Source organism: Frankia sp. CeCAU1 (assembly GCF_977971845.1).
In genome coordinates this window covers 1-7,287 of record NZ_CDWWXA010000186.1, presented here as the reverse complement: position 1 = coordinate 7,287, position 7,287 = coordinate 1, and the positions used below count along the sequence as shown (strand labels likewise).

The window sequence follows — 7,287 nt, the reverse complement described above, 5'->3', positions numbered from 1 at the left end:
CCCCGACACCACCCCGCGCCCCGACACCACCCCCACCGAACAGGTGGGGGCACCGGACGAGGGACGACACCGAGGATGAGACCCGAGGCGGTGCGGCGGGACGACGACCCCACGGGCGGGCTGCGAGCGAGAGCGAGAGCGAGGCCCCGATGAACGCCGGCCTGGAGGTCATGGGGATCGCGCTCGGCTGTTCGACGGCGGCCGCGCTCACCGGCCTGCCGTTGCTGCGGGCGCTCCGGAAGCGGCCGTTGTGGGCGACAGCAGCGTCATTGAGCGTGATACCGGTCGTAGCGGTGACGGTGGGGGTCGCCGGCACGGCGCAGGCAATGTTCCTCTCCGATCATGACTTGCGGGTCGTGCTCATCGTGGTGGTCGTGTCGGCGGTGGTGGCGTCGGCATCCGCGGTGCGCCTGGGTGGCCCGGTCGTGGCGGCGATCGGGACGCTGACCCGGGCGACGGCGGCCCTGGGCGAGCCGGGCTATCGCGGCGCCGGCCGTGTTCCGACCGCCGAGCTCGGCGCGCTGGCGACGACCCTGGACGCGACCCATGTCCGCCTCGTCGAGGCGCGGGAACGGGAACGGGCCCTGGAGGCGAGTCGCCGCGAGCTGGTGGCCTGGATCAGTCATGACCTGAGAACCCCGCTCGCGGGAATCCGGGCGACGGCCGAGGCCCTGCAGGACGGCCTGGTCACGGACGCCGAGACGACGGCCCGCTACCACCGGCTGATGCTCGCCGACGCCGAGCGGCTGACCGGCATGGTAGACGACCTGTTCGAACTGGCCCGGCTGCAGGCCGGTGCGCTGCGGCTGAGCCTGGAGAAGGTGCGCGTCGCCGACGTCGTCTCGGACGCGATCGCCGCGGTGGACCCGATCGCGCGGGCCAAGGGAGTCGTCGTCAACGGGCGGGCCGACCACGCCGGGTACGTTGACGCCGACGCGGCCGAGGTGGGGCGCGTGCTGACCAATCTCCTCGTCAACGCCATCAGGCACACCCCCGACGACGGAACGGTGGAGATCATCGCTACCGCGGACGCCGACCGGACGGTCTTCGCCGTGGCGGACCGGTGCGGCGGCATCCCGCAGGAGGAGCTGCCCCGCGTGTTCGACCTCGGATTCCGGGGCGAGTCGGCCCGGACCCCCGGTGGTGACGACCATCCGCACCAGCCACGGATGCGGTCGGGGATCGGCCTCGCGATCGTCCGTGGCATCGTCGAGGCGCACGGGGGCGACGTCACCGTGCACAACCATCGGGAGGGCTGCCGCTTCGTCGTCGCGCTCCCCGCGTCCTGACGTCCGGACGCCGCCCGGGGTTGCGACGGCACGGGCCGGTCTGGAGACGTTCCGTGGTTCGTAAGATCCGGCGCGTCCCGGCACCGTTAGCGTCGGCGTCATGCGGGTTCTCGTCACCGGTGGCGCAGGCTTCATCGGTTCTCACGTTGTCGACGCGCTGGTCGCGGCGGGCGACGAGGTCAGGATCCTCGACGCCCTGCTTCCGGCGGTGCACCGGACGAAGCCCCAGGTCAACAACGCCGCCGAGATGATCGTTGGGGACGTGACCGATCGGGACCAGGCCGCCGAGGCACTGAGCGGGATCGACGTCGTATGCCACCAGGCCGCCATGGTGGGTCTGGGGGTTGATCTGGACGACCTTCCGGCGTATGCCACGAACAACGATCTCGGCACCGCGGTCCTGCTCGCGGCGATGGCCCGCGCCGGAGTGGGGCGACTGGTCCTGGCGAGCTCCATGGTGGTCTACGGCGAGGGTGGTTACCGCTGCCCGACGGACGGACCAGTGCGCCCCGGACCACGGCAGGCCGCCGACCTGGACGCAGGCCGTTTCGAGCCGCCGTGCCCACGGTGCCACCGGCCGCTCGCGCCCATCGTGGTCCACGAGGACGCCCCCCTGGACCCCCGCAACGCGTACGCGGCGACCAAGGTCGCCCAGGAGCATCTCGCGGCGGCGTGGGCGGCGGAAACCGGCGGAACCGCCGTGGCACTGCGCTACCACAACGTCTACGGTCCGCGGATGCCCCGGGACACCCCCTACGCCGGCGTCGCGTCGATCTTCCGCAGTGCGCTGGAACACGGGCGGGCCCCGCGGGTCTTCGAGGACGGCCGGCAGCTGAGGGATTTCGTGCACGTCCACGACGTCGCGCGGGCTAACCTGCTGGCGTCCCACCAGCCGCAGGGACCCGGCCGGCTGGTTCCCCTCAACATCGGCTCCGGTGATCCCCACACCGTCGGGGACATGGCGGACGCGCTGGCTCGTGCCTTCGGCGGTCCGAGGCCCGTCGTGACCGGCACCTCCCGGGTCGGCGACGTCCGCCACATCGCAGCGTCCTCGGCCCAAGCAGGCGATCTTCTCGGCTACCGGCCGCGGGTCGACTTCGCCGAGGGGATGCGGGCCTTCGCCCATGATCCGCTGCGGGACTGAGATTCTCCCCGGGCCCGCAATCCTCCCCGGGCCCGCTCGGGGCAGACCCACGAAGGACTAATCCCCGCCGACCACCTTCATGAGATCGAAGATGCATCCGCCGAACACGCTGCCCGTGAACGTGCAGGACGCGAACGTCACGTCAAAGAACGAGCACCAAATGAAGGTGCAGGTGGTGAAAGCAGTGTCCGAATAGACTGATGCGCTAAACCGGACCCCCGGAAAGTGCATTCGGTCAGATCCACCGCACGAAGAAAACATGATCATAGCTCTGGCCAGACAGATCCCCGCCGTCGGGGCCCAGGGACCGGGTGGTCGTCCGCGTCCGCGGGGCCGGTTCGCCGTATTCCGTTCGGCCCTGCGCCGCCGCCTTCCGGTCAGACAGGATCTTCAGTGCCCACCCATGGTCGCACTCCGAACTGGGCGTATCACTCGACGAGGTATCAATAGCCCACGAATTGTGTTGCATGCCACATGTCCCGTCGATGCTATCCGGCGACAGGAGGTGACGATAAACACGATCCCATCTCGGATATACGGCGGAAAATAGTAGCCGGGGGCCGGCACCATCAGGTATATGGTCTTCGCGGCGCCAAGGGGCACCGCCGGAGTCAAGAGGCTGAGCGGAGAAGGATCGTGACCACGGACAGCGCCCAGACAGGGCAGGCCGGCGAACCGGAACGGCTCGAGGAGCGAAGCACCTCCCCGCACCGAGTAGTGATCATCGGGTCTGGCTTCGGAGGTCTGTTCACCGCGCAGGCCCTCCGCAAAGCACCGGTCGAGGTCACTCTCGTCGCGAAGACGACGCACCATCTGTTCCAGCCGCTGCTCTACCAGGTGGCAACGGGCATCCTGTCCGAGGGCGAGATCGCCCCGACCACCCGTGAGGTACTGAGCCGGCAGGACAACGCGCAGGTCGTCCTCGGCGAGGTGACCACCATCGACGTGAACGCAAGAACGGTCACGTCCCAGTTGCTGGGTCGCACGACCGTGCACCACTACGACAGCCTCGTCGTCGCCGCGGGCGCGGGCCAGTCGTACTTCGGCAACGACCATTTCGCCACGCACGCCCCGGGCATGAAGAGCATCGACGACGCGCTCGAGCTGCGCGGCCGGATCTTCGGGATGTTCGAGCTCGCCGAGGCGTCCACCGATCCCGCGGACGTGGAGCGGTTGCTGACCTTTGTCGTCGTCGGGGCGGGCCCCACCGGCGTGGAGATGGCCGGACAGATCGCGGAACTCTCGCGCCGGACCCTGCGGCGGGACTTCCGCAGCATCGACCCCGCCAAGGCCCGAGTCATCCTGCTGGACGCCGCACCCGCCGTCCTGCCGCCGTTCGGCGAGCGGCTCGGCGCGAAGGCGGCCGACAAGCTGACCAAGATCGGCGTCGATGTGCAGCTGGGCGCCAAGGTCGTCAATGTCGACGCGACCGGCATCGACGTCGAGGACAGCGACGGCACCCGCCGGCGCATCGACTCGGTCTGCAAGGTCTGGGCCGCCGGCGTTGCCGCGAGCCCGCTGGGCCGGCAGCTCGCCGAGCAGACCGGTGCGGGGCTCGACCGCGCCGGCCGCATCGAGGTGCTGCCCGACCTGACCCTGCCGGGTCATCCGGAGGTGTTCGTCATCGGGGATATGGCGAGCATCAACCGGCTGCCCGGCGTGGCGCAGGTCGCGATCCAGGGCGGCCGGCACGCCGCCAAGGAGATCCAGGCCTGGGTCGCCGGCAAGCAGACGGGCCGGCCGTTCGAATACCATGACAAGGGCAGCATGGCCACCATCTCGCGGTTCAGCGCGGTGGCGAGCATTGGCAAGGTGCAGTTCAGCGGCTTCTTCGCCTGGCTCGTCTGGCTGGCCGTGCACCTCGTCTACATCATCGGGTTCAAGCACCGGCTGACCACCCTGCTTCACTGGACGGTGAGCTTCATCGGCCGGGGCCGGTCGGAACGTACCGTCACCGAGCAGCAGATCTTCGCCCGGGTCGCCGTCCAACGCCTCGGAACGGACTTCGCGCCCTCGCTGCCCCCGCACGCGAGTCAGGAGGCGCCGTCCTGGACGGGGGCCCGGACGATCGTGCCGATGCAGCCGCAGGCCAAGGGCGAGGGCAAGGGCGAGGACAGCCGGCAACCGTCCCGGGTCTAGCGCGTAGCGCGGATCCGGCCTTCCACGTGGTTCGCACCACGCTCGCATGTTGCTCACATCTCGCTGTCGCATCGTGGGCTCCGACCGCGTGCCGCCGTGGCGCGCGGCGCCCGGCCGATCGCCGCCGCTCAGGGCCGACGACCGGTTCGCGGCGTAGTGACGCGACGCGGAAGGACGACACAGATGCGCAGCTTCCTGACCGGACGATGGGGTGCGGGGGTCGCCGCAGCGGGTCTGCTTGGGCTCGGGTTGGGGGTCGGGCTCGGGTTCGGCGGGACAGCCGCATCCGCTGCCTCGGACCGGACTGCCAGCGCAGCAGCCACCCCAGCCGACCACACGTTCCTGGGCGACCATCCGCGGCTCGCCGAGGCCCGGCTGCGTTCCCACGACGGGCTGCGTCCCCATGGCGGCATCTGGGCCGGCGGCGGCGTACACGGTGAGGCAACGGTCAAAACCGGCAAGGGCTTCCAGGTAGTGGCGGGGCAACGCGGGAAGGTGACCGCGGTGAGCCCCACCTCCCTGACGGTCACCAGTGAGGACGGCTACGTCGGCACCTATATGATCAACGCCGATACCCGGTTGCGGATCGACGGGGACGCCGCGAAGGTCTCCGACCTCCACCCGGGGGCGACGGTCCGGGTGGGCGCGACGGTCAAGGACGGCACCCGCACGGCGGTGGTCGTCGCCCAGCCCCAGGACTGACCCACCGCCGAGGGCCTCTCCCGACACCGAAGATCACCTAGGGGGACGCCTGTCAGCGTGACGGCGGCGTCCCCCCTCCGCCATCCGGCTCGTCCGCAGGAAACTCCGGACAGCCCTCGCGTTCGAGGTCCGCGGCGCGGACCATGCGACACCGCGGGCACGGTGTCCCCGGCCGCGCAATCGTCTTCAGCCCCTGGCGGGGACGCCGTCCCCGATGTTCCGGACACCGCAGGTACAAGAAGTCGGCCTGAACTGGCATCGATTTCTTCATAGCAGGGGAACTTTTCCGGTTCCACCGCATTCCCGACACTTGATGTTGGCGTCACCGTCGAAAAGACCGTCCTCGTCCGCTTCCGCCTGCGGGCGCGTCTGATACTGCGTGCCGTTGCAGGACGAGCAGGTCATCAGGCCTAGGCTGAGCCGCTCGTCGGGCGGCCGAAAATACCGACTGGATCTTTTTCGTTGCCTCGCCACGCGATCAAGGGTGCACGCTCCATCACAGCCTGTCCAGACGCATCCACCACCAGGGCGTCATCCGGGAGACAGGCGCACCGTACTCATCCCATCCATCACTCGTCCGGCTACTTTGCCTACATTTTGCCCCCCGGGCCGGCGCCATGATGAGCGGCGGGAGCGACTGGACGACCGCGACCTCGTCGAAGCGGCCGTGTGCCTCGCCAACGGCGAGCGCAGGAGTGCTCCTGGTGGGTGTCGAGAACGACGGGACGATCATTGGTGCCCGGCCGCGGCACGAGGCCGGGCGCACCGACCCGCTGACGAGCGGCGAGGCATCACCGGCCACGGGCGCGCCCGGATCATCCTGGTCTCATACGATGACCGACTGATTCGTCGAGGCAGGCAGGCCGTCGTGCCGCGGTGGCCTGCCCCGGCACCGCGGTCGGCGCGCAGTCCGTGGCCACCCGGAGAAGGACGAGGGATGGATGATCAATAATGCTGCCCACGTACGGACCAACCGTGCCCGCTGGAACGAGATCTCCGACGACTACCAGCGGCTGAACGCCCCGCAGATCCGCCGGCAGGTGTTCACCGGCGACATCTCCTGGGGGCTGTGGGCTGTTCCGGAATCACGGCTCGGCGTGCTCGGTGAGGTCACCGGACGGGACATCCTGGAGATGGGCTGCGGGGGCGGCCAGTGGTCGAGCGCGCTGGTCCGGCGGGGGGGCCGACCGATCGGCTTGGACCTCTCCGAACGGCAGCTGCACCACAGCAGACGGCTCGCCGCGGAGACCGGGCTGTCCTTCCCCCTGATCCAGGCGAGTGCTGAGGCGGTGCCCTTCGCCGACGACTCGTTCGACATCGTCTTCGCCGACCACGGCGCCTTCTCCTTCGCGGACCCCTTCCGGGCCGTGCCGGAAGCCGCACGCGTACTGCGCCCCGGCGGCCTGCTCGCCTTCAGCCACGTCAGCCCGATCTACGAGATCACCGTGGCGCCGGGCCGGGACGCCCCTGGCAGTCGCCTGACCCGCGACTACTTCGGGCTGCGTTTGCTGGCCGAGGCCGACGGCCTGGTCAGCGCCAACCTTCCCTACGGCACCTGGATCAGGCTCTTCCGGGACAACGACCTCGTCATCGAAGATCTTCTGGAACCCCGCCCGGCACCGCCGGCATCCGACAGTCACAGCGAGGAACCGGCACCCGCCCAGCCCGAACGCGGCGACGAGGCATGGGCGCGCCGCTGGCCCTCCGAATGCATCTGGCGGCTACGCAAGCCGACGCGGTGAAGGCATCGGCCTCGTGACAACCACGCTGACTGGCGATGCCGCCCCGCACACCGCTCTGCTGACGGGCATGGCGGACCTCGCCCGCCGGCTCCGACCGGGCGGCCGGGAGGCTCCCGTCGTGCTGTCGCACCACGGTGAACGGCTGATCGTGCGCCACGGTGACGTCGTGCTCAAGGCCCAGCCGCCCGGATCCGGCCCACAGCCGCCCGCGGCCCGGCTCCGGCTCGTGGCCCAGCCGCGCCTGGGCCACATCCTGCCGTCCCCGCTACCC

General features: G+C 70.1%; 6 protein-coding genes and 1 pseudogene. All 7 read left to right on the top strand.

Annotated elements, in window-relative coordinates:
- The first annotated feature begins 149 nt into the window (after positions 1-149).
- Entirely contained in the window at positions 150-1,289 is a 1,140-nt protein-coding gene (locus AC08OO_RS21485; protein ID WP_476611537.1) for a sensor histidine kinase, read from the top strand.
- A 100-nt stretch (positions 1,290-1,389) separates the two neighbouring features.
- The gene (locus tag AC08OO_RS21480; RefSeq protein WP_476611538.1) at positions 1,390-2,433 is read left to right on the top strand and encodes an SDR family NAD(P)-dependent oxidoreductase; all 1,044 of its coding nucleotides are present in this window, start codon (positions 1,390-1,392) and stop codon (positions 2,431-2,433) included.
- Between the two features lie 636 nt (positions 2,434-3,069).
- Positions 3,070-4,572, top strand: coding sequence for an NAD(P)/FAD-dependent oxidoreductase (locus tag AC08OO_RS21475; protein WP_476607643.1), 1,503 nt, complete (start codon positions 3,070-3,072; stop codon positions 4,570-4,572).
- A 183-nt stretch (positions 4,573-4,755) separates the two neighbouring features.
- On the top strand, positions 4,756-5,274 hold the full coding sequence (locus tag AC08OO_RS21470; RefSeq protein WP_476607644.1) for a hypothetical protein: 519 nt from the start codon (positions 4,756-4,758) through the stop codon (positions 5,272-5,274).
- 704 nt (positions 5,275-5,978) lie between these two features.
- Positions 5,979-6,119 carry a hypothetical protein gene (locus AC08OO_RS21465; protein WP_476611539.1) on the top strand — a complete coding sequence of 47 codons (141 nt, stop codon included), beginning with the start codon at positions 5,979-5,981 and terminating at the stop codon, positions 6,117-6,119.
- Between the two features lie 96 nt (positions 6,120-6,215).
- Complete coding sequence (locus tag AC08OO_RS21460; RefSeq protein ID WP_476611540.1) at positions 6,216-7,016, top strand: class I SAM-dependent methyltransferase; 801 nt, start codon at positions 6,216-6,218, stop codon at positions 7,014-7,016.
- A 13-nt stretch (positions 7,017-7,029) separates the two neighbouring features.
- Positions 7,030-7,287 (top strand): annotated as a pseudogene (locus AC08OO_RS21455) (hypothetical protein); the annotation flags it as partial.

What these genes read in the sequence shown, in the direction of transcription:
- AC08OO_RS21485 (WP_476611537.1), top strand. Translation starts at nt 150, where the DNA reads ATGAACGCCGGCCTGGAGGTCATGGGGATCGCGCTCGGCTGTTCGACG.
- AC08OO_RS21480 (WP_476611538.1), top strand. Translation starts at nt 1,390, where the DNA reads ATGCGGGTTCTCGTCACCGGTGGCGCAGGCTTCATCGGTTCTCACGTT.
- AC08OO_RS21470 (WP_476607644.1), top strand. Translation starts at nt 4,756, where the DNA reads ATGCGCAGCTTCCTGACCGGACGATGGGGTGCGGGGGTCGCCGCAGCG.
- AC08OO_RS21460 (WP_476611540.1), top strand. Translation starts at nt 6,216, where the DNA reads ATGATCAATAATGCTGCCCACGTACGGACCAACCGTGCCCGCTGGAAC.